23 protein-coding genes are annotated in these 22378 nt (G+C 43.2%); 17 read left to right on the top strand and 6 right to left on the bottom strand.

The genetic code is table 11. The features are described 5' to 3' along the window. Positions 1-432 precede the first annotated feature (432 nt). The 12 genes from V2H77_RS09680 to V2H77_RS09735 all read left to right on the top strand — a co-directional run bounded on the left by V2H77_RS09680 (position 433) and on the right by V2H77_RS09735 (position 9582). A complete protein-coding gene (locus tag V2H77_RS09680; protein ID WP_341498626.1) occupies positions 433-1605 on the top strand; it encodes a phage tail sheath protein in 1173 nt (390 codons plus the stop codon). 10 nt (positions 1606-1615) lie between these two features. Further along, a complete protein-coding gene (locus tag V2H77_RS09685) occupies positions 1616-2131 on the top strand; it encodes a phage major tail tube protein (protein WP_049585003.1) in 516 nt (171 codons plus the stop codon). 26 nt (positions 2132-2157) lie between these two features. Continuing rightward, the gene (locus tag V2H77_RS09690; RefSeq protein WP_341498627.1) at positions 2158-2475 is read left to right on the top strand and encodes a phage tail assembly protein; all 318 of its coding nucleotides are present in this window, start codon (positions 2158-2160) and stop codon (positions 2473-2475) included. Between the two features lie 14 nt (positions 2476-2489). After that, complete coding sequence (locus tag V2H77_RS09695; RefSeq protein ID WP_197535146.1) at positions 2490-2609, top strand: GpE family phage tail protein; 120 nt, start codon at positions 2490-2492, stop codon at positions 2607-2609. Continuing rightward, on the top strand, positions 2602-5145 hold the full coding sequence (locus V2H77_RS09700; RefSeq protein WP_341498628.1) for a phage tail tape measure protein: 2544 nt from the start codon (positions 2602-2604) through the stop codon (positions 5143-5145). Before V2H77_RS09695 ends, V2H77_RS09700 begins: the two co-directional genes overlap by 8 nt. A 2-nt stretch (positions 5146-5147) precedes the next feature. Beyond that, on the top strand, positions 5148-5612 hold the full coding sequence (locus V2H77_RS09705) for a phage tail protein (RefSeq protein ID WP_341498629.1): 465 nt from the start codon (positions 5148-5150) through the stop codon (positions 5610-5612). Next, a complete protein-coding gene (locus V2H77_RS09710) occupies positions 5609-6691 on the top strand; it encodes a phage late control D family protein (protein WP_341498630.1) in 1083 nt (360 codons plus the stop codon). The genes V2H77_RS09705 and V2H77_RS09710 overlap by 4 nt, the downstream gene beginning before the upstream one ends. Positions 6692-6767: 76 nt before the next feature. Then, positions 6768-6989 (top strand): ogr/Delta-like zinc finger family protein, encoded by a 222-nt coding sequence (locus V2H77_RS09715; protein ID WP_049584998.1) that lies wholly within the window; start codon positions 6768-6770, stop codon positions 6987-6989. Positions 6990-7193: 204 nt separating this feature from the next. Beyond that, positions 7194-8300: an aspartate-semialdehyde dehydrogenase gene (asd, locus tag V2H77_RS09720; protein ID WP_341498650.1), complete on the top strand. Its 1107-nt coding sequence runs from the start codon at positions 7194-7196 to the stop codon at positions 8298-8300. A 166-nt stretch (positions 8301-8466) separates the two neighbouring features. Continuing rightward, positions 8467-8847, top strand: a complete 381-nt coding sequence (locus V2H77_RS09725; protein WP_341498631.1) for a DUF4225 domain-containing protein — start codon at positions 8467-8469, stop codon at positions 8845-8847. Continuing rightward, complete coding sequence (locus tag V2H77_RS09730) at positions 8847-9158, top strand: hypothetical protein (RefSeq protein WP_139655872.1); 312 nt, start codon at positions 8847-8849, stop codon at positions 9156-9158. Before V2H77_RS09725 ends, V2H77_RS09730 begins: the two co-directional genes overlap by 1 nt. A 103-nt stretch (positions 9159-9261) precedes the next feature. Further along, positions 9262-9582 (top strand): hypothetical protein, encoded by a 321-nt coding sequence (locus V2H77_RS09735; protein ID WP_132345045.1) that lies wholly within the window; start codon positions 9262-9264, stop codon positions 9580-9582. A gap of 40 nt (positions 9583-9622) precedes the next feature. Here V2H77_RS09735 and V2H77_RS09740 read toward each other — a convergent pair whose 3' ends face one another. The 5 genes from V2H77_RS09740 to dnaA all read right to left on the bottom strand — a co-directional run bounded on the left by V2H77_RS09740 (position 9623) and on the right by dnaA (position 16283). Continuing rightward, positions 9623-10102: an Hcp family type VI secretion system effector gene (locus tag V2H77_RS09740; RefSeq protein ID WP_341498632.1), complete on the bottom strand. Its 480-nt coding sequence runs from the start codon at positions 10100-10102 to the stop codon at positions 9623-9625. Positions 10103-10243: 141 nt separating this feature from the next. Beyond that, on the bottom strand, positions 10244-12658 hold the full coding sequence (gene gyrB, locus V2H77_RS09745; RefSeq protein WP_341498633.1) for a DNA topoisomerase (ATP-hydrolyzing) subunit B: 2415 nt from the start codon (positions 12656-12658) through the stop codon (positions 10244-10246). A 19-nt stretch (positions 12659-12677) separates the two neighbouring features. Next, positions 12678-13769 (bottom strand): DNA replication/repair protein RecF, encoded by a 1092-nt coding sequence (gene recF / locus V2H77_RS09750; protein WP_341498634.1) that lies wholly within the window; start codon positions 13767-13769, stop codon positions 12678-12680. 20 nt (positions 13770-13789) lie between these two features. Beyond that, positions 13790-14890, bottom strand: a complete 1101-nt coding sequence (gene dnaN, locus V2H77_RS09755; protein WP_265379119.1) for a DNA polymerase III subunit beta — start codon at positions 14888-14890, stop codon at positions 13790-13792. 4 nt (positions 14891-14894) lie between these two features. After that, the gene (gene dnaA / locus V2H77_RS09760; RefSeq protein ID WP_341498635.1) at positions 14895-16283 is read right to left on the bottom strand and encodes a chromosomal replication initiator protein DnaA; all 1389 of its coding nucleotides are present in this window, start codon (positions 16281-16283) and stop codon (positions 14895-14897) included. Positions 16284-16973: 690 nt separating this feature from the next. On the opposite strand from dnaA, the gene rpmH reads away from it, so the two are divergent. The 5 genes from rpmH to mnmE all read left to right on the top strand — a co-directional run bounded on the left by rpmH (position 16974) and on the right by mnmE (position 20965). Next, positions 16974-17114: a 50S ribosomal protein L34 gene (rpmH, locus tag V2H77_RS09765; RefSeq protein ID WP_000831330.1), complete on the top strand. Its 141-nt coding sequence runs from the start codon at positions 16974-16976 to the stop codon at positions 17112-17114. A 16-nt stretch (positions 17115-17130) separates the two neighbouring features. Next, the gene (rnpA, locus tag V2H77_RS09770; protein ID WP_074525037.1) at positions 17131-17490 is read left to right on the top strand and encodes a ribonuclease P protein component; all 360 of its coding nucleotides are present in this window, start codon (positions 17131-17133) and stop codon (positions 17488-17490) included. Then, the gene (yidD, locus tag V2H77_RS09775; RefSeq protein ID WP_075489364.1) at positions 17454-17714 is read left to right on the top strand and encodes a membrane protein insertion efficiency factor YidD; all 261 of its coding nucleotides are present in this window, start codon (positions 17454-17456) and stop codon (positions 17712-17714) included. The genes rnpA and yidD overlap by 37 nt, the downstream gene beginning before the upstream one ends. Positions 17715-17716: 2 nt before the next feature. Next, positions 17717-19357: a membrane protein insertase YidC gene (gene yidC / locus V2H77_RS09780; RefSeq protein ID WP_341498636.1), complete on the top strand. Its 1641-nt coding sequence runs from the start codon at positions 17717-17719 to the stop codon at positions 19355-19357. 243 nt (positions 19358-19600) lie between these two features. Beyond that, complete coding sequence (gene mnmE, locus V2H77_RS09785; RefSeq protein ID WP_341498637.1) at positions 19601-20965, top strand: tRNA uridine-5-carboxymethylaminomethyl(34) synthesis GTPase MnmE; 1365 nt, start codon at positions 19601-19603, stop codon at positions 20963-20965. A 176-nt stretch (positions 20966-21141) separates the two neighbouring features. Here mnmE and V2H77_RS09790 read toward each other — a convergent pair whose 3' ends face one another. Beyond that, on the bottom strand, positions 21142-22311 hold the full coding sequence (locus V2H77_RS09790; RefSeq protein ID WP_341498638.1) for an RNA-binding domain-containing protein: 1170 nt from the start codon (positions 22309-22311) through the stop codon (positions 21142-21144). Between the last annotated feature and the right edge of the window lie 67 nt (positions 22312-22378).

The following is a 22378-nucleotide window of genomic DNA, read 5'->3' on the forward strand; positions in this document are numbered from 1 at the left end:
CACCGTTTCCACTAAACCAAGATTTTCCAAAACTCGCCAGTCCATGATAATTTCCGAAAAGATAGTCTCATATTGGTATTAGGAAGGGTTACATGTGGCGAAGATTAGCTATATTCAGGTGTCAATAAATGACCAGAATTATAATTTACAGAGAAATGCGTTGATGTGTATAAATTGCAATCTGTTTTTGTAGAAAAAATCTGTGAAAAGATGCTCAATGAGCAGAGTTAAAAGCTCATAATAGGAAAAAATAAGCATTGATTTATAGAGGTTTTATTTTCCACTATCATAAAGTGCCGACAGTTAAATTATTAGAAAAAATAATAAATTAAGTAACCTGATTTGTATCATCTCCCACACATTTCCCATCGAATGATTTAATAATTCGGATACTTCAACATAGCGGGACACCTTAACAGGAGAACCGCTAATATGGCACAAGATTATCATCACGGCGTCCGTGTACAGGAAATTAACGAAGGCACACGTACCATCACCACAGTTAGCACCGCTATTGTTGGTATGGTCTGTACTGGTCCTGAGGCAGACGAAAAAACTTTTCCACTAAACACTCCGGTCTTGATTACTGATGTTTCACTCGCCATTGGCAAAGCTGGTAAAACCGGTACGTTGCCTCAGGCACTCAAAGCTATTGCAGACCAGTCTAAACCCGTTACTGTTGTTGTCCGTGTAGCACAAGGTGAAACGGAAGATCAAACTACCAGTAACATCATTGGTACTACAACTAATGAAGGTAAGAAAACCGGTATACAGGCACTGTTGGCAGCACAAAGCCAATTAGGTGTGAAGCCACGTATTCTGGGAGTTCCTGGGTTGGATACAAAAGCTGTTGCTGTTGAGTTAGCGAGTATCGCGCAGAAACTGAGAGCAATGGCTTATATCAGCGCCTATGGTAGTAAGACTATCTCAGAAGTTATCGAATATCGCAAAAATTTCAGTCAGCGCGAATTAATGCTGATTTGGCCTGATTTCCTGAGTTGGGATACTGTCGCTAATAAAGACGCTATCGCCTACGCTACCGCTCGTGCACTAGGTTTGCGTGCAAAAATTGATGAAGAAACAGGTTGGCACAAAACTCTGTCCAACATCGGTGTCAATGGTGTGACCGGTCTTTCAGCAGATGTATTCTGGGATCTTCAAGATCCAGCAACTGATGCTGGTTTGCTAAACCAAAATGGTATCACGACACTTATCCGTAAAAATGGCTTCCGTTTCTGGGGTTCCCGTACCTGCGCTGATGATCCATTGTTCCAGTTCGAAAGTTACACTCGTACTGCCCAAGTATTAGCTGACACTATGGCGGAAGCACATATGTGGGCAATCGATAAGCCACTAACTCCTTCACTTGTACGAGACATTATCGAAGGTATCAATGCTAAGTTCCGTGAACTGAAATCTGGAGGCTACATCATTGATGGTCAATGTTGGTATGACCAAAACGTCAATGATAAAGACACTCTGAAAGCGGGTAAATTGACCCTCGATTACGACTATACACCTGTACCACCACTGGAAAACATGATGTTACGCCAGCGTATTACAGATCGTTACCTGATGGATTTCGCTAAAAGCATAAACGGCTAAGGGGACACAGATGGCATTACCTCGCAAACTTAAATACCTGAACTTGTTTAATGACGGCAATAGTTATCAGGGAATAGTGGAAGAACTTACTCTGCCTAAGCTGAGTCGTAAACTGGAAACCTATCGTGGCGCTGGTATGAACGGTAGCGCAACTGTGGACTTAGGCTTGGATGAAGGTGCATTAGACGTTGAATTTACTCTGGGAGGTATGGAGGCTCAGCATTATCGGCAATGGGGATTGACCAAAGCTGACGGCGTAATGTTGCGCTTTGCGGGCTCCTATCAGCGCGATGATACCAATGATGTGATTGCTGTTGAAATCGTGATGCGTGGCCGTTTCCATGAGTTTGACCACGGTACTTATAAGCAGGGAGATAACACTCAGACCAAAATCAGCGCTAAAAACACCTATTTCAAATTGACATGGGATGGTGAAGTTCTGATCGAAGTGGATACCGTTAACATGGTTGAAGTCGTTAATGGTGAGGATCGCTTGGCAGATCACCGTCGCGCTATGGGTCTTTAATCTAATCGGATAAACAAGGTTGAACCATGACAGAAACACTAATTACTCAAAACGACGAGCAGCGCACAATCGTATTAGAAGAACCGCTTGCACGTGGTAGTAGCAACATCACTGAAGTGGTGGTGCGCAAACCGAACAGTGGCGCGCTGCGTGGTGCTCGGCTACAGGCTTTGCTGGAGATGGATGTGGATTCAATGATATTGGTTTTGCCGCGCGTTACCACACCAACGCTCACTAAAAGCGACCTGTTGTCAATGACACCCGGCGATCTGATTAATCTCAGTGTTGAGGTGGTCAATTTTTTGTTACCGAAGTCGGCCAAGTCCGGTTTCCAGACCGACTAACCGTAGATGAATTGGTGGCAGATATTGCCACCGTTTTCCACTGGTCTCCGTCAGTGACAAGTGAAATGTCACTGACGGAATTACTGGACTGGCGACATCGGGCCATCTTACGAAGTGGTGCAGAAAATGAGTAATACACAGTCACAGCTTACATTGGTAATACAGTCCGTTAATAAGCTGACCAGCGCCTTGAAATCCGCACAGCGAAATAATAAAAGGTTGGCGGATTCTATCCGGCAAAATCGTGATGAATACAAGCGATTAAATCAGACTTATAAAGCCATTAAACCTTATTCTGCTCCTGAATATGCGCAGGGAACTGCGCATACCAGTAGTCAAGAGGAAGAAAATTATTCTAAATACAACACGTTACTCAATCAGAGTCGCGAGCTGAGTAAAAAAAACGGAGTTGCTGCTGGTCAGATTGTGCAGGAAACTACACGTACCAGTAGTCAAAAGGAAGAAAATCGCGGTGAAGGCCGTTATAGCAAAATCAAAGAACTTCGTGATCGTGTCAGCCAATATGGCGCTAATGCGAAATCGGCAGGCGGTAAGATACTGACAACCAGTAAAAACTTTCTGATGCCGGGTTATGATCTTAGTGCTCAAATGTCCAAAATTCAGGCGCAAACTAATATTGAAAAGAATTCTCCTGAATACACCATGTTGCTTAATCAAAGCCGTGAGTTGAGTAAAAGCACTGGGATTCCTGTCAGCCAGGTTGCACAGGGACAAAGCCTTTATGCCTCCAAGGGTTATTCTCCTGACCAGATAAAGAATATGATGCCTGGCGCGGTATTAATGTCGCAGGCAAGCGGTACAGATTTCGCCGATGTGGTTGATATTAGCACTAATGTACTGGAAGGATTTAAATTACAGTCCGAAGAGATGGGGCATGTTAGTGATGTTTTGACGGCAACGTTTATTGGTTCAAAAACAACGTTGGCGGGGTTGGGCGACACCATGAAATCTGTCGCTCCAGCGGCCGCTTCTTTGGGGGTTGATATTGAAACCGTTGCGGCTGCTACAAGAAAGCTAAGTGATGCCAATATCAAGGGAAGTGAAGCTGGAGAGGCTTTGAGCAGTGTACTAAGCCGGTTGGCTGAACCACCTAAAGCTGCTGCTGCCGCATTGAAACAACTAGATATTAAAACTCGTGATGCTAAAGGTAATTTACGGCAATTACCTGATATTCTTGCTGAACTGGATGACAAAACCCGGTCAATGAGCAGCAAACAACGTATAAATTATTTCACGGCAATTGGTGGTGAAAATGCCACTCCTGCTCTGGATGTGTTGGTGAATCAGGCAGGACAGGGGGGATTGCAATCTTTTATCGTTGAACTAAAAAATGCTCAAGGTGAATCCCAAAAAGTTGCATCTGCAATGACGAATAGCCTTACCAGTGATATCCAAAAGCTCAATGCCGCTTGGAGTGATCTAGGCGTTCAGATGTTTTCTGGCGTAGAAGGTCCTGCAAGAGAAGTTACTCAGCAAGTAACAAATGTAGTTAATAAAGTCAGTGAGTGGATGGAAGCCAACCCACGCTTAGCTGCAACTCTTGCGACTATTACGGTGGTGGTCGGAGGCATGTTAACTGTATTTGGCGCATTGGCACAGGCGATCGCTTCGATATTACTTCCATTAGCTGTAGCGAAATATAGTCTTACTTTCTTTGGTAGTACTGGTGTGAGAGCTCTCGGATTGGTAGGGAATGCTCTGAAAATGTTGGGTAACACCATGATGATCGTTGGTCGTCTGATGATGGCTAACCCAATTCTCGCCATTATTGGTGTAATTGCGATGGCTGCCGTTTATATTTGGCAAAACTGGGAAACATTGGGGCCGAAATTTTCTCAGCTTTGGGAAAATATTAAAATTAGCCTAAGTGAAAAATGGGAATCTATTAAACAGAGTGTTTTGCAAACTTGGGAGAATATTAAAACTAATATCAGTAATGCCTGGGAATTAGTTAAACAGAATACATTGGATATCTGGGAGAATATTAAAAAATCGATCTCGGATAAATGGAATGAAATTATTACTGACGTAATGAATCTACCCAGTAAATTTAAAGAGGCTGGTATAGCGATAGTTAATAGTTTATTGGAGGGGATTAATGAAAAGTGGGAAGCCCTGAAAAAGAAACTGACTTCATTGTCTGAGTATCTCCCTGACTGGATGCGGTCAAAGGAGGATATTTCAAAGGACGCCAGTAATAATGTGAGTCCTAATGTCAGTTCGGTTCTGCCCAAACATGACAAAGGGGGCATTATTCCGGCTGGCCGATTTGGCATTGTTGGTGAATATGGACCAGAGATTGTCACTGGCCCTGTCAATGTTATTAGCAGACGACAGACTGCTAAACTTGCCGCTGCTGCTGCATTTTCTTTAAGCGTAATGGCGCCTTCTACCGCAGCCAGAACAGCACCGTTGCATGCTCAGAGCTTACCGGCTCATGCTTATTCTCAGATTCAGGAAAAGAAAGCGGACAAACGTCAGGTGATAGAGTACCGCAGTGAATCACCGGTCTATCATATAAATATCTATGGTGCGCCGGAGCAGTCTGTGCAGGATATTGCAGCAGCGGTTAGGCGTGAATTGGATGATCGGGAACGTAGACAGCAGGCTCGTTTGCGTAGTTCATTCTCTGATAGAGGAGAATTCTAATTATGATGGCTGCACTGGGTTTATTTGTTTTTATGTTGAAAACCACACCATACCAGAGTATGCAATATACTCAGTCATGGCGACATGCTTTTAATAGCCGTATCGGGATGCGGCCTGCCTGGCAATTTCTGGGGCCGGATAACGACACAATGACACTTTCCGGTTCGTTATATCCAGAAATTACGGGTGGTCGTTTATCATTGACAGTACTGCAAGTTATGGCTGAAAGCGGTAAGGCTTGGTCTTTTATAGATGGCAGCGGCACGGTTTATGGTATGTTTGTCATTCAGAGTATCGACCAGACAAAAACTGAATTTATGTCGAATGGTTCTGCCCGCAAAATTGATTTCACGTTGACATTGAAGCGAGTGGATAGCTCTCTAATTGAAATGTTCGGTGATCTTCAGGGACAATTCTCTATGCTTACAGACAATTTGTCAGATAGAGTCAGGGAGGTATTGCCATGACGTCTGAATTTGGCAGGGGAGCTGAAAAAGGCAGTGCACCTTCATTTCTTTTGGAAATTGATAATAAAGATATCAGCGGGCGCATTCAATCGCGCCTGATGTCACTAACAATGACAGATAATCGTGGCTTTGAAGCCGACCAGCTGGATATTGAACTGGATGATGCAGATGGAAGTTTGGTGTTACCTTCCAGAGGTAATGTGATTTCATTGGCGTTGGGATGGCGTGATCAACCACTGATTAGTAAAGGCCGTTTTACTGTGGATGAAATTGGTCACAGTGGAGCGCCGGACAAATTAACGATTCGTGCCCGTAGCGCTGATTTCCGTGAATCTCTCAATATGAGACGTGAAGAGTCTTATCATAAGAAAACGATAGGTGATATTGTCCATACTATTGCTGCGAGGAATAACCTTAGCGCCGATTTGCATCAAGATATTGCGAAGATATTGATTAACCATATTGATCAGACGAATGAGTCAGATGGTAGTTTTCTTACCCGTTTGGCAAGGCAGGAAGGAGCAATTGCTTCAGTAAAAAATGGTAAGTTGATATTTATTCGGCAGGGACAGAATAAAACAGCCAGTGGTGCGGTTATTCCTGCATTAGTGATTACACGTCGATCAGGTGACAATCATAATTTTACTCTGTCCGATCGTGAGGCTTATACCGGCGTGGTAGCAAATTGGTTAGATGTCCGTAAACCGGAGAAAAAACATACCTTAACCGTTGAGCGAAAAAGTCAGAAAAATACTGATAAATTAAAATCTTATTTAGTAGGTAGCAAAGATAACGTATTGGAACTTTCTCGTACTTATGCTGATGAGGCTAGCGCTAAACGTGCAGCCAAAGTTGCTTGGGAAAAAATGCAACGTGGGGCAGCGACATTTTCGATTCAACTGGCTCAGGGGCGTGCAGATCTCTACCCTGAAATACCAATCAAAGTTACCGGTTTTAAACCAGAAATAGATGCTGCCGAATGGACATTAACAACAGTTACTCACACGGTGAATGGATCTGGTGGTTTTACAACAGCACTGACTCTGGAATTAAAAATTGATGATCTCGATATGAAATAATTGTTCTTTAAATGAGATCTCATTGCTATATTGTTCACATAATGAGAGTTCATGTTTTAGTTAAGGGTAAAAAAATATGATCAAGTGTCCTCTTTGTGGTAAAGCGGCTCATGCACGCAGCAGCTTTGAGCATTCCTGCCATACAAAAGAACGTTACAATCAATGTCAAAACATCAATTGTGGTGCAACTTTCGTCAGCCATGAAACGTTTGTTCGCTTTATTTCCAGACCTGGTGAAGTAATAAGTGTTAAGCCGCATCCCAAAGAAAAAACTAAAACTCAATTGAATGTGACTTGAAAATTAAAAGTTAATGGTAAATATTTGCCACCAGCAGGTGGCTTTTTACTCGGATGCCAGATTTGTTATATATCTTGCTGCTAGATACGTTGCTAAATATCTTGTGAATAAGTGAATAAATTCACTTGCGTCCCTGGTCATATTTTGTCAGCTTTGGTGTAATCAGAATCACTGATCAACACTCACCAAAGTAGGACAATAATGATGAAAAATGTGGGCTTTATCGGCTGGCGCGGTATGGTCGGCTCAGTATTAATGCAGCGTATGATTGAAGAGCGGGATTTTGATGTTATTCGTCCGGTATTCTTCACGACATCACAATACGGACAGCCAGCACCTGATTTTACTGGTCAGCAAGGTACGTTACAGAATGCTTTCGATATCGAAGCTCTTGGTGCTTTGGATATTATTATTAGTTGTCAGGGGGGAGATTATACTAATGAAATTTATCCAAAGTTAAGAGCAACAGGTTGGCAGGGATATTGGATTGATGCAGCCTCGGCGCTGCGTATGAATGATGATTCCATTATTATTCTTGATCCGGTCAACCATACGCATATTCAGCAAGGTCTTAATAAAGGCATAAAAACTTTTGTTGGTGGTAATTGTACTGTTAGCCTAATGTTGATGTCTTTGGGCGGTTTGTTTGCCAATGATTTGGTTGAATGGGCTTCTGTTGCAACTTATCAAGCGGCTTCTGGTGCGGGCGCTCGTCATATGCGTGAACTTCTGGTTCAGATGGGATCTTTGCATACTCAGGTAGCAAAAGAGCTGCAAGATCCGGCATCGGCTATTCTGGATATTGAAAGAAAAGTAACCGATTTCACCCGTAGCGGAGTTATGTCAACTGAGCAATTTGGTGTGCCGTTGGCAGGTAGTTTGATCCCGTGGATTGATAAACAACTTGATAACGGCCAAAGCCGTGAAGAGTGGAAAGGGCAGGCAGAAACCAACAAGATCCTCAACACAGGTAATAATATCATTACTGTGGATGGTTTGTGTGTACGTATCGGTGCGTTGCGTTGCCACAGCCAGGCATTTACTTTGAAATTGAAAAAAGATATTTCTATTCCTGAAATTGAGCAATTACTGGCTGCGCATAATGACTGGGTTCGTGTTATCTCAAATGATCGCGAATTCAGTATGCGCGAATTAACTCCGGCAGCGGTAACGGGGACGTTGGATACCCCTGTAGGGCGTTTGCGTAAGCTGAATATGGGCCCAGAGTATTTATCTGCTTTTACTGTAGGTGACCAATTGTTGTGGGGAGCAGCAGAGCCTCTACGTCGCATGCTACGTATCTTAGTTTAATCATTTTAATCTATTTGTTTATGTGAAAATCCACTCGTTATTCGAGTGGATTTATCTATATAGCTCTGTTCATTGTTTCTTTGTTGGTTTATTTTTGTTATTTTACATAAACTATATTAATGATTTTGCGGTTTGAAAATAAGAAATCGGTTTTATAGGGGGGGATATGAAGCAAGATAACTTATTGGATTTGAAGGTAAGGGAATTGAGAGAGTTGGCGAAAACTTTATCTTTTCGCTATCTAACTCATAGTAAAATAAGAATGGATTTTAATTCAAAAATAAATCTTTTTGTAGAGGATATATTAGGTCAGGTTCGTATTCATTGTTTATCTTCAAATGGTGCAATTGAATTTATTCAGTTTGAAATAAATCATTTGAAGGAGCAAGATTTCTATTTAACCGCAAACAGAGTAAAACAATATGCAATAATTGAGAAGGAAAAAGAGAAATCAAGTTTTTTTACTCTTATGTTAAAACAAGTTGGGTTTGTTGCTGATTCTTATACTGCTTGGGGTATTTATAAGATACAAGAGGAAAAACAATAATGGATTATACCGAAATTATTATTTCTACTAAATCATCATGGCTGGATATATTATACTATTATATTTTATCTCTTGTTATATTGTTTTTTCTATTTATTCTTAAGATAATAATAGAAGAGAAAAATAACAATCTTGTGGTTATTTTGGGTGTTATCTTGGTTCTTATATTATCTAGTGTTCAATTAATTTTAACAGGATATGAGTACGATATACCCAATTTTATTAATTTTAAAAGCGAAAGTATAAAGGTTGGTGGTTTTATATTTTCCTTATTGTATATTATTTTAATGCCAAGAAGATATTCTAGATGATTTTTTAAAAGATATAATAAAATGTCAGAATTAATTTAGTTACTGAACTAATTGTTGATAACGCTACAGCTCTGAGTATTTATCAGCTAGAAAAGGAAAAATAATGATGGATTATATTGATGTTACAATTTCCACTCAATCTACTTGGCAGGATGTTTTACTGTACTATTTTTTATCTTTGGTAATATTGTTTTTCCTCTTTATTATTAAAACAATTATAGAGAAAAGAGGGGGTTATATTTTCTTTGTTTTTTCCTTCTTTATAATAGTCATGTTCGGAACTGCGCAGTTGTTTATTGTCAAATATAGTGGTTATCATGAGGTTATATCAATGTTTATTAATTTAAATAGTGAGATAATTAGAGTGGGTAGTGTGATGTTTTCTATTTTATACGCTTTGGTTCTACCGAAAAAAGTTCAATAATGAAACAAGGCGTTAAATTAAAACGCCTTGTTTTGATTATTTAATAAATCCTGTCATCCCAAATACTATAACCGCCAGTACCTGCGATAAGGTGATTCCAGGTAATGTTTGTATATTTTAACGAAATACTTTCTTGGGGTGGAAGCTCATTATGATTCAATGAATGTGGATGTAAGACACTTATTTCAGTGATTGTGGCGCCAGTGATCTTTATATTGTAATAACGTTCTTGAGCACCATTTGAGTTAGTTCGGTAAAAATCAATAGAGCATTCAAGAGACTCATTATCAGAAATAGCAACACCGAGTAATGGTGATGATTTGTCGATAGGTTTTTGGATAATAATGGGTTGATGATCGACATTTTGAGCCCGTGTTATCGCATGGCTTAAGCTATAAACTAATATCTGATCAAGATGGTTTGCTTGATATTTATTACCAATAGAATCAATAGAAGAACATCCAGCCGATATTAATCCCTGTTTTTTTCCCTTTATTGTCATGTAAATCATGTCAGCCATATTTATATCCTTAGATTATATTTAAGTGATGTTTTACAGAAACATTAAATAAATTACACTTTATTGGCTATAAATAACAGATAAAAAAAGCGCCCATAGAGAATCAATATGAGCGCTTATTTCAGTTGATAATAATATCAATTAGATATCAATATTGGCTGCTTTCAGGGCATTCTCTTCAATAAATGCTCGACGAGGTTCAACCGCATCACCCATCAGAGTTGTAAACAGTTGGTCGGTTGCAATGGCATCTTTTACTGTTACACGCATCATGCGGCGAGTTTCCGGGTTCATGGTAGTTTCCCATAACTGTTCAGGGTTCATTTCTCCCAAGCCCTTATAACGCTGTATAGACAACCCACGGCGAGACTCTTTAGTCAACCAGTTTAGCGCCTGTTCAAAACTGCTAATAGGCTGGCGTCGTTCACCACGTTCGATATAAGCGCTTTCTTCGATTAAATTGCGAAGTTTATCGCTTAGTTGAGTAATACGATGATATTCACCACCGTGGACAAAATCGAAGTCCAATAGATAATCAGTATCAACACCATGTGTACGAACACACAGAACAGGCTCGTACATTTGGCGCTCACGATTTTCATGGAGACGATAACTGTAGCTGCTGCCGTTTTGTTCACTGTCATTCAGACGAGTGGTCAGCATTTCAATCCATTCTTCAACTTTCGCCTTATCAGACAATGCTTCTTCAGTCAGCTTCGGATGATAAATTAGGCTATTCAATAAACTTAGCGGATACAGACGTTCCATGCGTTTAATGATTTTTTGTACGCTATTAAATTCAGTCACCAATTTTTCCAGCGGTTCGCCTCTCAGGGCTGGTGCGTGCTCATTGGTGTAAAGTGAAGCGCCATCTAGTGCAATGGATAGTTGGTACTCATCCATTGCTTCATCATCTTTAATATATTGTTCTTGTTTGCCTTTTTTGACTTTATACAGTGGCGGTTGAGCAATAAATACATGACCGCGCTCAATGATTTCTGGCATTTGACGATAGAAGAAAGTCAGCAATAGAGTACGAATATGAGAACCATCGACGTCCGCATCCGTCATGATAATAATGCTGTGGTAACGCAGCTTATCTGGGTTATATTCGTCACGGCCAATACCGCAGCCCAATGCTGTGATCAGGGTTGCCACTTCTTGAGAAGAGAGCATTTTATCGAAACGCGCTTTTTCGACGTTCAGGATTTTGCCTTTTAGCGGCAAAATTGCCTGGTTTTTGCGGTTACGGCCCTGTTTTGCCGAACCACCCGCCGAGTCCCCTTCCACTAAATAGAGTTCAGAGAGTGCCGGATCACGTTCCTGACAATCAGCCAGTTTGCCTGGCAGCCCAGCCAGATCCAGTGCCCCTTTGCGACGTGTCATTTCACGCGCTTTACGGGCTGCTTCACGAGCGCGAGCGGCATCAATAATTTTACTGACGACAGTTTTAGCGTCGTTTGGATTTTCCAGTAGGTATTCCACCAGCTTCTCATTCATCAACGTTTCAACCGCAGTCTTCACTTCGGAGGAGACGAGTTTGTCTTTAGTCTGAGAAGAGAATTTTGGATCAGGCACTTTAACGGAAATAACGGCAACTAAACCTTCCCGAGCATCATCACCGGTGGCGCTGACTTTGGATTTCTTGTTGTACCCTTCTTTGTCCATATAACTATTAAGGGTACGTGTCATCGCAGTACGGAAGCCAACTAAGTGAGTGCCCCCATCGCGTTGTGGGATGTTATTGGTAAAGCAGTAAATATTTTCCTGGAAACCATCATTCCATTGCATTGAAATTTCAACGCCAATGCCATCTTTTTCTGTAGAGAAATAGAAAACATTTGGATGAATGGGTGTTTTATTTTTATTTAGGAACTCAACAAACGCTTTAATTCCACCTTCATAATGGAAGTGGTCTTCTATATTAGTGCGCTTATCAATGAGGCGGATAGATACGCCGGAATTCAGGAAAGATAGTTCACGCAGGCGTTTAGCCAGAATGTCATGCTGGAATTCTGTGTTATTACGGAAAGTATCCATGCTCGGCCAGAAACGGACACGGGTACCTGTCTGTTCAGTTTCCCCAACGACTTTCAGTGGGCTTTGCGGCACACCAAGGTGATAAGTCTGTTCATGAACTTTGCCGTCACGGCGGATAACCAATTCTAGCTTTTCAGACAAGGCGTTAACAACGGAAACCCCTACGCCGTGCAAACCGCCGGAGACCTTATAAGAGTTATCATCGAATTTACCCCCCGCATGCAGCACCGTCATAATAACTTCGGCTGCTGAAACACCTTCTTCTTCGTGTATACCGGTAGGAATACCGCGGCCATCATCCTGTACGGAGACTGAGTTATCAGCATGAATAGTGACGATAACTTCGCTACAGTGACCAGCGAGGGCTTCGTCGATAGCGTTGTCGACAACCTCGAAGACCATGTGGTGTAAGCCGGTACCATCGTCTGTATCGCCGATATACATGCCCGGACGTTTACGCACTGCATCCAGCCCTTTTAATACCTTGATACTTGAGGAGTCATATGTATTCGACATCAACGTTTCTCGCTCATTTTTAATCCTGTGGTTGAACCTCTATTTTGCCATTTTCCACGCGAAACATCTTGCTATTTCCATCAAGCATGTCTGTTATTTGGTCGGGATTTATCGCACTGACAAATACCTGTGCTTGCGTGGATTTTAGACGTGCGGCCAGCAATTGACGGCGGCCGGTATCCAGTTCGGAGGCAAAATCATCAAGCAGATACAGACATTGTTGTCCGCTCTGTCGGGTGAAATATTCACCCTGTGCTAGCCGCAGTGCGCACATCAGTAACTTTAATTGACCGCGGGATAGCATATCTTCTACTGGCGTTCCTTCTGCACGAATGCGCAGATCTGCCTTATGTGGGCCGGAAGCTGTATAGGTTAACGTTCTGTCGCGCTCAAATTGGCGCTCCAGTAATTCAGCATAATTACTCTCTTTGTCCCAGCCCTGTTGAAAAGAGAAGCTTAATATAAATTCGGGTAAGAATTGCTGACAAGTATTCGTAATATCCTGAGTGATGTTTGTAACATATTCACCACGCCACTGATTTATTTGGTTAGCGAGTGGTACTAATTCTTGATCCCAAGGTCGTATCTGGCTATAGCGGGTAACTTGTCGTAGTGCTGCGTTGCGTTGTTTGAGTAGCCGTTTTAAGTTTACCCATGCAGAAAAAAAGCGTGGCTCATTGTGAAAGCAACCCCAGTCAATAAAGGCCCGTCGATATTTTGGCCCGCCATTTAATAGAGTAAACCCTTCTGGGGTAATAAGCTGCATCGGTAACATCTTGGCCAGTTCTGCAATTTTACAACCATCACTACCATCAATTCTGACTTTACTGTCGCCATTACGGTTTTTACTCAGACCGATAGACCGTTCCCGTTCATTCTCTGGTTGCCCTAGCCGCCCATGCAGAACGAGCTCATTGCAGTCATGACGGATTATCCGTCCTGCCTGAATGCTACGAAAAGAGCGCCCGTGACCTAGCGTATAAATCGCTTCCAGCACACTGGTTTTGCCGCTGCCATTAGAGCCGACCAGAAAGTTAAATCCGGTAGCTAGAGGCAAGTCAGCGGCGGCGATATTACGAAAATCGCGGATAAGTAAACGCGTGAGAGTCATATACCTGAAATAAAAACCGGTTACAGGCGCATTGGCATCACGACATAAGCCGCATTGTGGCTGGCACAGTCTTCTATCTGAACACTGGAAATAGCATCAGTCAGTAATAAACGAACCTCTTCACATCTTAGTGTATTGAGAACATCTAGCACGTAACTGACATTAAAGCCTATTTCCATTTCAGCGCCTTGGTAGCTGACATCTACAATCTCTTCGGCTTCTTCCTGTTCAGGGTTATTTGCTGTGATTTTTAGCTGGTTTTCACTGAAATAGAGGCGAACTCCACGGAATTTCTCATTAGAGAGAATCGCCGCGCGTGAAAAAGCCTGTTTCAGCATATCGCAATTGGCTTCCAGGGTTTTATCCGGGTTCTTTGGTAATACGCGACGATAATCAGGGAAACGCCCATCCACCAATTTAGAGGTGAAAATAAAGTCGCCAACGTGGGCACGAATATTGTTACTGCCGATTTGTAACTGTAGCGGAGTATCGCCGCCATCCAGCAATCTCATTAGTTCAATAACGCCTTTACGTGGCACGATAACCGAATGGGAAGGCAGTTTTTGACCAATTCCCATGGAACAGACTGCCAGACGGTGACCATCGGTTGCAACTGTACGCAACTCTTCTCCTTCGGTTTCAAACAACATACCGTTGAGGTAATAGCGGACATCCTGGTGAGCCATTGAGAACTGAGTTGATTCAATAAGGCGCTTCAATGTAGCTTGTGGCAGTGAAAACTCCACCTCACTTTGCCAGTCATCAAGATTTGGAAAATCAGAAGCGGGCAATGTGGAAAGCGAGAAACGGCTGCGACCAGAACGCACCAATAGGCGGTCACCATCCAGTTCTACACTGATTTCGGCCCCGTCTGGCAGACCTCGCCAGATATCAAAGAATTTACGTGCCGGTACCGTGGTTGCACCTGCTTCGTGTGGCAATGAAAGCGTGACTCTTGCCATCATTTCCATTTCTAAATCTGTGCCGGTCAGCAACAGGGAGCCTTCTGTAACCTGTAGTAATAAGTTACCAAGAATGGGCAGAGTAGGGCGGCCGCTCAGCGGACTACTGACCTGTTGCAGTGGTTTTAACAATTGCTCACGTTCAATGATAAATTTCATAGCACTAGGAAGACAATGTTCTGATTAAGTTAGAAAAATCCTCTTTGATGTCGTGACTTTCTTCACGCAGTTGCTCGATTTTACGACAAGCATGCAGCACAGTTGTGTGGTCACGTCCACCAAAGGCATCCCCGATTTCAGGCAAGCTGTGGTTGGTTAACTCTTTTGCCAGCGCCATTGCCATTTGCCTTGGACGGGCAACGGAACGGGAGCGCCGTTTGGAAAGTAAATCGGCCACCTTGATTTTATAATACTCAGCGACTGTTTTCTGAATATTATCAATGGTAACCAGTTTTTCTTGCAGTGCTAACAGGTCACGTAATGCTTCACGTACAAAATCAATAGTAATCGCTCGACCGGTAAAATTGGCATTCGCTATTACCCTGTTCAGTGCTCCTTCAAGCTCACGGACATTAGAACGCAGACGTTTAGCGATAAAGAAAGCAACTTCTCCCGGCAACTGGATTTCGTTTTCGTCTGCCTTTTTCATCAAAATAGCGACACGAGTTTCGAGTTCCGGTGGTTCAATGGCAACGGTTAGCCCCCAACCAAAACGGGATTTTAACCGATCTTCTACCCCATTGATCTCTTTTGGATAGCGATCTGATGTCAGAATAATCTGTTGGTTGCCTTCCAGTAATGCATTGAATGTGTGGAAAAACTCTTCTTGAGAGCGTTCTTTATTGGCAAAAAACTGAATATCATCGATCAGTAATGCGTCGACAGAGCGGTAATAGCGTTTGAACTCTTCTATTGCATTATTTTGTAATGCCTTGACCATATCCTGAACAAAACGTTCAGAATGCATATAGACCACCTTGGCATTTGCCTTACGTGCCATAATGCTGTTACCTACGGCATGTAATAGATGGGTTTTACCCAAACCTGTACCACCATAAAGAAATAGTGGGTTATAAGCACCGCCGGGATTATCAGCGACCTGTCTTGCAGCAGCGCGAGCAAGTTGGTTGGATTTACCTTCGACAAAGTTATCAAAAGTATGTTTTGGATTAACATTAGAGCGATAAGATAGCTCTGGTTGTACCGCAGTGTTATCCCAACTGGGGCGTACTGATATGTTTTGCGGTGCAGGTGCAACCGGCGCGTGAGCAACAACCCTTTGTGGCGGGCTATCGTTTTGGGAAATGGGTTTATTGCCAACTTCAAAACGTAATAATGGTACTTCTGCTCCACAGAAGTCATTCAACAACCCATTGATGTTGTTGATATACTTCTCTCTTACCCAATCCAGAACGAACCGATTTGGGGCATAAAGCGCCAGCGTGTTGCCACTTAGCTCTGCCTGAAGGGGGCGTATCCACATACTGAATTCTGTGGCAGGTAATTCATCCTGCAATCGGGCAAGACATTGCTGCCAAAGCGAAAGTGACACGGTGGACTCCCCTAAAACAAGGCCAATTAACAATTAAAGAAATCGGAGTGGTTAGCTCATTATATTGGGTACAAAACAACGACTCCTCTAAGGCGAAGAAGGATCGATTGTCATGTGTATGGCGATTTTTAATGTCATCGCTCCCCCATGATCCGAGGATAAGATCCAAATCATGGCTTGGGATCATAGCGCAAAAGACGATATAGATCTTCATTCTTTTACACAGTTTAAGCGCTTTTTATCCACAGGATAAAATTGTCTGTGAAATAAAGGGCTGTAAAGGGGTTGTAGTGGAGTTATGGCGGCTGTCGAATGCAGATCGAGAATAAGCCGATATTTAAAGTAAAATCGGACCAAGGATCATAACAAAAAACGAAGATCTACCGGTGATCGTTGCGCTTTGTTCAGTAGTCCGTATAATGTTGCACCCTATGTGCGATACCAGAGTTTTTACCGATAATTCTTGGTGAAAGGTTCTGGCGTACGCATGGGCAGAGTGTTGGTAAACATCCGACTCAGTAGAAAAGCCGGCCGACTTTGCGTTATGTAAATTGACTCAGAGCTGTACATTTTATTACAATCCCGCTTCTTTTATATTGATGTTGCGATTGAGGCATCGGTGTCTATTTCTCACTGGCTGCCAACGCATTTACTGAATCAGTAATAATCTTAAGTTAGGTAGAAATCGCTATGAAACGCACTTTCCAACCATCCGTACTGAAGCGTAACCGTTCTCACGGCTTCCGCGCTCGTATGGCTACCAAAAATGGTCGTCAGGTTCTGGCTCGCCGTCGTGCAAAAGGCCGTGCTCGTCTGACCGTTTCTAAGTAATAAAGCTAACCATCTAGTGGTTACGCTCGCTTTTCCGAGGGAGTTACGCTTGTTAACTCCCAAGCATTTCACTTATGTTTTCCAGCAACCCCAACGGGCAAGTTCGCCAGAGATTACTATCCTTGGTCGCCTGAATGAGCTGGGGCATCCCCGTATCGGTCTTACTATAGCCAAGAAAAATGTTAAACGAGCTCATGAGCGTAACCGGATTAAACGGTTGGCCCGTGAAAGCTTTCGTTTAAACCAACATAAGTTGCCTCCTATGGATTTTGTGGTATTGGTTAAGAAAGGCGTTGCTGAGCTTGATAACCGTGCGTTAACGGAGGCGTTGGATAAATTATGGCGTCGTCACTGTCGTTTGGCTCGCGCTTCCTGATCGCATTAATCCGGGGATATCAGTTGGTTATAAGCCCGCTGTTGGGGCCTCGTTGTCGCTTTAATCCTACATGCTCTCAATATGGCATTGAGGCATTATGTCGATTTGGAGTGATAAAAGGCTGTTGGTTAACGGTGAAACGCATATTAAAATGCCACCCTTTACATGAAGGTGGTGATGATCCTGTCCCACCCGTAAAAAACAACGATAACAGAGAACACTAACGATGGATTCGCAACGTAATCTTCTTCTCATCGCTTTGCTGTTCGTTTCTTTCTTGGTCTGGCAAGCATGGGAAGCAGATAAAAATCCGCAGCCAACGACAGTACAGGCCACGCAACAAACGGATATGCCGAGCAGTGAGAATCAAGCTGTACCAGGCAGTGGAAAAGGTAAACTTATCACGGTTAAAACTGATGTGCTCTCTCTGACCATCAATACCCGTGGTGGTGATATCGAAGAGGCTGACCTGTTAGCCTATCCTGATACCCTGGGTTCAAACCAGCCATTCAAGTTGTTGGAAACAACACCTGCTTTCTCTTATCAAGCGCAAAGCGGATTGACGGGGAAAGATGGCCCAGATAATCCGCTGAATAGTGAACGCCCACTGTACACCGCAGCACAGGATAGCTATGTATTGGCTGATGGGCAGGATGAATTGCGTATCCCGATGAATTTCGTCACTAAAGATGGCATTGTTTATGTCAAAACATTTGTCCTGAAACGTGGTGAATACGCGATTAGTGTCGATTACCATGTTAATAACACGACGGAAAAGCCGTTACAGATGACCTTCTTTGGTCAGTTGAAACAGAGTGTTGAACTACCCAAGCATCGTGATACAGGCAGCAGTAACTTTGCATTGCATACTTACCGTGGCGCCGCTTATTCTTCCGACGATACCAAATACAAGAAATATAGCTTTAGCGATATTGAAGGTGAATCTTTATCCGTGACCACCAAAGGTGGCTGGATTGCCATGTTGCAACAATATTTTGCTACCGCTTGGGTTCCTGCGGCTAATGAAACCAGTACTTTCTACACTGTTGCATTAGATAAAGGGATGGCTGCGATTGGCTATAAGAGCGCGCCAATCTCTGTTGCGGCTAATAGTGAAAAAACGGTCTCTTCCACATTGTGGATTGGCCCGGAAATTCAAGATGAAATGGCTGCTGTAGCACCTCATTTGGATCTGTCCGTAGACTATGGTTGGTTATGGTTTATCTCTCAGCCGTTATTTAAGTTGTTGAAGTTCCTGCATGGTTTTATTGGTAACTGGGGCTTCTCCATCATCGTTATCACCTTTATTGTGCGTGGTATCATGTACCCGCTGACCAAAGCACAATACACTTCAATGGCGAAAATGCGTTTGTTACAGCCTAAATTGGCGGCTATGCGTGAGCGTATTGGCGATGATAAACAGCGCATGAGCCAGGAAATGATGGCATTGTATAAAGCAGAGAAAGTAAACCCACTGGGTGGTTGTTTGCCTCTGTTGATCCAGATGCCAATCTTCCTTGCTTTATATTACATGTTGATGGGTTCTGTTGAATTGCGTCATGCGCCATTTGCTGGTTGGATTAATGACTTGTCTGCGCAAGATCCTTATTACATCCTGCCGTTGCTGATGGGTGTGACAATGTTCATCATCCAGAAAATGTCTCCGACAACAATTACTGATCCGATGCAACAGAAGATTATGACCTATATGCCTGTCATATTTACCATATTCTTCCTGTGGTTCCCATCGGGTTTGGTTCTGTACTATATCGTCAGTAACCTGGTGACAATCATCCAGCAGCAATTAATTTATCGTGGGCTGGAAAAACGCGGTCTGCATAGTCGTGAGAAAAAGCCGGCGAAATAAAACATACACCCTATGGATTTCAAGATGGATCGCGGCGGCAAGGGAGCGAATCCCCGGGAGCATAGAAAACTATGTGACCGGGGTGAGTGAGTGCAGCCAACAAAGAGGCAACTTGAAAGATGACGGGTATAGCTTCAGCCAGAATACATGCTAGCCGTTGTAACAGAAAAGGCGGTCATTGACCGCCTTAACTATTTGAATAAAAAAGTCATTTGAGCGAAACAGCAAATTAGAGAGATAACCATGCATACCACGGATACGATTGTTGCTCAGGCTACCCCGCCAGGACGAGGAGGAGTTGGCATTTTGCGTGTTTCCGGCCCGAAAGCCGCACAGGTAGCTGAGGTGGTATTAGGTAAATTACCCAAACCTCGTTATGCAGATTACCTGCCATTTCGTGATGTGGATGGTCAGATACTTGATCAAGGGATTGCTATTTACTTTCCGGGGCCCAATTCATTTACCGGAGAAGATGTACTGGAGCTTCAAGGTCATGGTGGGCCGGTTATTCTCGATTTGCTGCTTAAACGTATTCTGACTTTGCCAGGTGTGCGAATCGCTAACCCAGGTGAGTTTTCTGAACGCGCTTTTCTGAATGACAAACTGGATTTAGCTCAGGCGGAAGCCATTGCTGACCTGATCGATGCCAGTTCGGAACAAGCAGCCCGTTCAGCGATGAACTCCTTACAGGGCGCTTTTTCTACACAAGTTCATCAAATGGTGGAAGCACTTACTCACTTGCGAATCTATGTAGAAGCGGCTATTGATTTTCCAGATGAAGAGATTGATTTCCTTTCTGATGGGAAAATCGAAGCCAAGTTGGATGAAGTGATGGCTGAGCTTGAGCGTGTACGTTCTCAGGCGCGTCAGGGTAGCCTTTTACGTGAAGGGATGAAAGTTGTTATCGCCGGTCGCCCTAATGCAGGAAAGTCCAGTCTACTTAATGCATTAGCAGGTCGTGAAGCGGCTATTGTGACGGATATTGCGGGTACAACCCGTGATGTGCTGCGTGAACATATCCATATTGACGGTATGCCGTTGCATATCATTGATACCGCGGGTTTGCGCGAAGCCAGTGACGAAGTTGAACGTATTGGTATTGAGCGTGCTTGGCAGGAAATTGAGCAGGCTGATCGTGTGCTGTTTATGGTAGATAGCACGACAACGAACGCGGTTGAACCTGTAGAAATCTGGCCTGAATTTATGGTTCGTCTGCCTAAATCGCTCCCTATCACGGTCGTTCGTAATAAAACAGATATGACTGATGAAGAGACAGGTATTGCCGAAGTAAGTAGTTACTCGCTAATTCGACTTTCCGCCCGTAGCGGTGAAGGCATTGATTTATTGCGCGATCATCTGAAAGAAACGATGGGTTTTAGCAGTAATACCGAAGGTGGTTTCTTGGCTCGTCGTCGTCATTTACAGTCATTAAATACCGCAGCGGAACATTTACAACAGGGCCATGAACAATTGGTGGTTGCCCGTTCAGGTGAATTGCTGGCGGAAGAGCTGCGTCTGGCGCAGCAGGCATTGAGTGAGATCACGGGTGAGTTTACTTCCGATGATCTGTTAGGAAGGATTTTTTCGAGTTTTTGTATTGGGAAGTGAAGTGGTCATTTTTAAAGTGTAACGCTTCAAAACCCATTTACTTCGCTTTGATCCGTTTTACCAAAATCCCATCGTGCATTGTAAAGTCGTTTTCCGATTGCTTTTAAAAAAATGGCGCTGTTTTAAAAGCGCCAAATACAGTGAGGTATACGCTGTTCCAACAGTCACAACATCTGTTACCGGAACAAAATTGTTTTTAAATGATCGTCTGTCAAATCAAACTCAGGATCTTTACCTGTTAACGCTTTCGTTAATGGCATAATTTTGGTTCTCACACCCATTCCTCGGTAATCGACATAGCCATAATCACGTAATACTTCCATAACAATGGTATTTCTGGGGGAACGCTGCCCTGCTTTCATTTTTTCTATCGTCATAGAGTTTGGTAGCGAACCCGGACTAATTACTTCAAGCCGGTCAGAATAACCAGATACTTCAATTTCAACAAAACGCGTCCAATCGCGGTGCGCCAGCGCATTGACCAAGGCTTCTCTAACGGCCTCAAGTGGATAAAACCACTGTCTCTCTCGCCTTAACTCTTCATTCACCTGATCAGACTCTTGAGAAATAAAGGGACTCATAGCCTCCATGAATTTCTCAATAACGCCACCATCGACTAGCCGTTTATCACCATTTTCAAGATCCCAGCGCCCGACCATTGGGCCATCAATGATGTCATCCAATGCAGCTTGGTATTCCTTATCTTCACCATGAAATACCATGACCCGTAAACCCGATTGTTTGAGATAGCGTCTCGGGCTTTTACCAAATAACACCAAGCCCGCGATTGTGCAGCAAACATTGCCTGCGGCTTCGGTTAAAAAACCCAGACCAAGTAGCCTTGCTTGCCATTCATCAGGCGTTTTAGGTACATCGGGATCTTGTAAGATATCCTTTACATAATTGGTTAGGCGAGCGTCATCCAAACAACTCATATCTGTACGAGGCACAGGCATTACTTCAGTATGCAGCATTCCACCCAATTCAAACAATCGCATCTGCTGCTCTCTAGTTGCTAGCCTAGATGTTGTTCCAACACGAATATAGATGTCCTCTTTTCCGCTATGGCGAACGATGTAGGGTTTCGAAATGCCGATGGGAAAGCTAACGATAGCAACCAGTTTGCCATCATCCAATTTCACTTCTTCGTAAAACGGCAGAATCATCGGATGAATTTTGCTCTGAAAGACATTCATAACCCACTCTTCAAGATCATGCCTTTGTACGCCGCTAATAGTGCCGTCATCTTCCACACCTAGCAGTACCCGTCCCCCTTGAAAGTTGGTCATAGCAACAACTTCTTTGGCTAACTGCTCAGGACGTATATCATCTCGCTTAAACTCCACACCTGAGTTTTCGCCATTGGCAATAATTTCCAACAATTCTGTTTTTAACATCGTTCTCTCCCAAGGA

It is taken from the genome of Photorhabdus sp. P32, from assembly GCF_038085095.1.
Classification (GTDB): Bacteria; Pseudomonadota; Gammaproteobacteria; order Enterobacterales; family Enterobacteriaceae; genus Photorhabdus; species Photorhabdus luminescens.

Coding starts and splice junctions, on each gene's coding strand:
- V2H77_RS09710 (WP_341498630.1), top strand. CDS start 5,609: ATGACGTCTGAATTTGGCAGGGGAGCTGAAAAAGGCAGTGCACCTTCA.
- V2H77_RS09705 (WP_341498629.1), top strand. CDS start 5,148: ATGATGGCTGCACTGGGTTTATTTGTTTTTATGTTGAAAACCACACCA.
- yidC (WP_341498636.1), top strand. CDS start 17,717: ATGGATTCGCAACGTAATCTTCTTCTCATCGCTTTGCTGTTCGTTTCT.
- V2H77_RS09730 (WP_139655872.1), top strand. CDS start 8,847: ATGGATTATACCGAAATTATTATTTCTACTAAATCATCATGGCTGGAT.
- V2H77_RS09735 (WP_132345045.1), top strand. CDS start 9,262: ATGATGGATTATATTGATGTTACAATTTCCACTCAATCTACTTGGCAG.
- V2H77_RS09680 (WP_341498626.1), top strand. CDS start 433: ATGGCACAAGATTATCATCACGGCGTCCGTGTACAGGAAATTAACGAA.
- V2H77_RS09700 (WP_341498628.1), top strand. CDS start 2,602: ATGAGTAATACACAGTCACAGCTTACATTGGTAATACAGTCCGTTAAT.
- mnmE (WP_341498637.1), top strand. CDS start 19,601: ATGCATACCACGGATACGATTGTTGCTCAGGCTACCCCGCCAGGACGA.
- rpmH (WP_000831330.1), top strand. CDS start 16,974: ATGAAACGCACTTTCCAACCATCCGTACTGAAGCGTAACCGTTCTCAC.
- dnaN (WP_265379119.1), bottom strand. CDS start 14,890: ATGAAATTTATCATTGAACGTGAGCAATTGTTAAAACCACTGCAACAG.
- yidD (WP_075489364.1), top strand. CDS start 17,454: ATGGCGTCGTCACTGTCGTTTGGCTCGCGCTTCCTGATCGCATTAATC.
- gyrB (WP_341498633.1), bottom strand. CDS start 12,658: ATGTCGAATACATATGACTCCTCAAGTATCAAGGTATTAAAAGGGCTG.
- V2H77_RS09685 (WP_049585003.1), top strand. CDS start 1,616: ATGGCATTACCTCGCAAACTTAAATACCTGAACTTGTTTAATGACGGC.
- V2H77_RS09715 (WP_049584998.1), top strand. CDS start 6,768: ATGATCAAGTGTCCTCTTTGTGGTAAAGCGGCTCATGCACGCAGCAGC.
- recF (WP_341498634.1), bottom strand. CDS start 13,769: ATGACTCTCACGCGTTTACTTATCCGCGATTTTCGTAATATCGCCGCC.
- V2H77_RS09740 (WP_341498632.1), bottom strand. CDS start 10,102: ATGGCTGACATGATTTACATGACAATAAAGGGAAAAAAACAGGGATTA.
- V2H77_RS09725 (WP_341498631.1), top strand. CDS start 8,467: ATGAAGCAAGATAACTTATTGGATTTGAAGGTAAGGGAATTGAGAGAG.
- V2H77_RS09690 (WP_341498627.1), top strand. CDS start 2,158: ATGACAGAAACACTAATTACTCAAAACGACGAGCAGCGCACAATCGTA.
- asd (WP_341498650.1), top strand. CDS start 7,194: ATGAAAAATGTGGGCTTTATCGGCTGGCGCGGTATGGTCGGCTCAGTA.